We start from the raw sequence: 2654 nt of genomic DNA on the forward strand, positions 1-2654 counted from the left end.
GAGCCAATACCACGTCCACTGTACATACTTGAAACTGACAATGTGTCAATATAATACTCATCAAGTTCAGCTTCTTTTTCTAACGTAATGGATTCGTCTTCATGTAGTTCTCTTAAGTAGTGCATGATTGGTGCATCAAGTTGTTCAGCGTCACTACCGTGATAAACGACAATAACCCCAACTACCTTTCCACCTTGTTCAGCCACTAAACAGTTTTCATAGCTCAATCGATTATTTTCTTTTACGAACCATGTTTCAAGTCCTAGTATTACTTTTGCTTCAACTGTGCTACCTGTGATTTTTTCAGCAATTTCGTGCAGAGCGTTATACAATAAAGGTGCTACTTCTACCGCATCTGTCTTTTTTGCTTTCCGAATCATAGTATCCCTCCTAGTTCTAAATGTATATTGTAGCATAAAATAAAATATCAAACAGTGATTTGGAACTTTGTTATACAGGGCATCAAAAAGTTTGATATAGAGAAGTAGCTATGTTAGTATATGATATTTAGTGYGAATATAATAAAGTGATATAGATATAAAAATAATGAAAGTGAATTACMTAATAGTAACGGGATAATTTTACCGTTGTSGACCTATAGAAGATGCGATAGAATAAAATATTGCAGAGAGGTGAAATACATGGATAAACAATTAGCAAATACAATTTTGGATCAGCTGAAAAATGGTGAAATAAAGGAGTATGTTGCGACGAAAGATGTATTTTATACGTTCAGAGAAGTTGTTGTGAATCGAGAAGATTTTAAACATATTATCGGGAACGCAAAGCGCGGTGGACAGGTAATTTATACATATTCAGAAACACCACGTTCATAAATAGAAGATAAAGGAGAGGAGAATTATGGGAGATTTTAAACAAGGCATATTGCCACATTGGGATTACATGTGGAAAGATAGAGCTGGGAATAGGTTTATGGGAATGGTTATGTATCCAGAGAAACGAAAATGTTCAGCAAAAATGCTTCAGAAAATAAAAAGAGCATATGAGCAAGCAATAGAAATTAAAGTAACTGTACAAGTTCAACATACATATCAGTACGTAGAAGGAATGATCGTATACTTTGATGAAGAAGCTCCTGTATGTACAATGCTCGATAAAGATGAGAATCCACATCATATATTTGTAAAAGATATTTTGCGTATTGAGCAGCCTGAATGATTTTTTTCATAAATAAATTGAAGTTCCATAATAATAATCTTTTTCTATAATAGTTATCTTTTAGTATGTAACGAGGAACGAAAGAGTATGTATAAATATTTAATAAAGTAAAATTGATAAATGTAATCGTTTTTTGGAACAGATTATCGTTTAAGGTCTGTTCTTTTTTGCGTGATGCTGGAGAAATATATTACTCCAGCATTTACTGTTTTATGACAAAAAATATTGTTAACTTTTTTTAAAATAAGGTTAAATTCGTTGACAACTTTTTTGAAAAGCACTTTATTGACATGAGTTTTAGAATGTTGTTTCATAGTCTTTGTATTGAAAAAAATCGACGGTCATGTCGAAAAGTGAAATTTAAAAAAAGAAAGAATTTATACATATATCTTGTGTCTTATTTTGAAACGTAATACAATATATAGAGAAATCAAGAAACGACATACAGAGAATATAGATTGGAGAGGGAGGGTCGGAAATGTTAGTTGCATATGATTCTATGACAGGAAACGTGAAGCGTTTCATTCACAAATTAAATATGCCGGCCGTTCAAATTGATGAAGCTCTAGTATTAGATGAGGACTTTATTCTTATTACGTATACAACAGGTTTTGGAAATGTACCGGAACGTGTTTTAGACTTTTTAGAACGCAATAATGAAAAATTAAAAGGCGTATCTGCAAGTGGCAATCGTAATTGGGGAGACATGTTTGGTGCAAGTGCTGACAAAATCTCTACTAAATATGAAGTGCCTATTGTATCAAAATTTGAGTTATCTGGAACAAATAATGATGTAGAATATTTTAAAGAAAGGGTGCGGGAGATTGCGACACATTGAACTGAATAATGAAATCACGCAAATGCAGGACGGTTTTTATCAGCTTCATAAAGATAAAGAGGCRTTAGAAGTCTTTATGGAAGAAGCTAGAGAGAATACCGTTCATTTTAATAGCGTGGCAGAGCGAATGGAGTATATGAAAGAACATGATTACTATTACAACGTTCTGGACGAGTATAGCTTGGAGGAAGTAGAAGGAGTTTATAACATCGCTTATGGTGAAAACTTCGAGTTCCAATCTTATATGGCAGCATCTAAGTTCTATAAAGATTATGCGTTAAAAACGAATGATCAAAAACAATACTTAGAAAGCTATGAAGATCGTGTAGCAATTGTGTCATTATACTTAGGACGCGGTGATGTTGCGAAGGCAAAACACTTCGCAAGCATGATTGTAAAACAAAACTACCAACCAGCGACACCAACCTTTTTAAATGCGGGAMGAAGCAGAAGAGGAGAAATGGTGTCTTGTTTCTTGTTAGAGATGGATGATAGCTTAAATTCAATYGGCTTTAACATTAATACTGCAATGCAATTATCGAAAATCGGTGGCGGAGTAGCTTTAAACTTATCTAAGCTACGTGCACGTGGTGAGCAAATTAAAGGTATTGATAACGCCGCAAGTGGTGTAGTACCT

At 33.8% G+C, this 2654-nt stretch carries 5 protein-coding genes; 4 read left to right on the forward strand and 1 reads right to left on the reverse strand.

The features are described from left to right. Positions 1–380: GNAT family N-acetyltransferase (locus tag AC1DJR_RS25545; protein WP_477003813.1), on the reverse strand; the 380-nt coding region annotated here is incomplete at its 3' end. A gap of 261 nt (positions 381–641) precedes the next feature. Between AC1DJR_RS25545 and AC1DJR_RS25550 the strand changes: the two genes are divergently transcribed. The 4 genes from AC1DJR_RS25550 to AC1DJR_RS25565 all read left to right on the forward strand — a co-directional run. Further along, positions 642–836, forward strand: a complete 195-nt coding sequence (locus AC1DJR_RS25550; RefSeq protein ID WP_060750619.1) for a hypothetical protein — start codon at positions 642–644, stop codon at positions 834–836. A gap of 25 nt (positions 837–861) precedes the next feature. Continuing rightward, positions 862–1179, forward strand: coding sequence for a hypothetical protein (locus AC1DJR_RS25555; protein ID WP_060750618.1), 318 nt, complete (start codon positions 862–864; stop codon positions 1177–1179). 478 nt (positions 1180–1657) lie between these two features. After that, on the forward strand, positions 1658–2017 hold the full coding sequence (nrdI, locus tag AC1DJR_RS25560; RefSeq protein ID WP_000959445.1) for a class Ib ribonucleoside-diphosphate reductase assembly flavoprotein NrdI: 360 nt from the start codon (positions 1658–1660) through the stop codon (positions 2015–2017). Next, positions 2004–2654: ribonucleotide reductase N-terminal alpha domain-containing protein (locus AC1DJR_RS25565; protein WP_477003814.1), on the forward strand; the 651-nt coding region annotated here is incomplete at its 3' end. The genes nrdI and AC1DJR_RS25565, both read left to right, overlap by 14 nt.

Source organism: Bacillus sp. 05T31 (assembly GCF_056396725.1).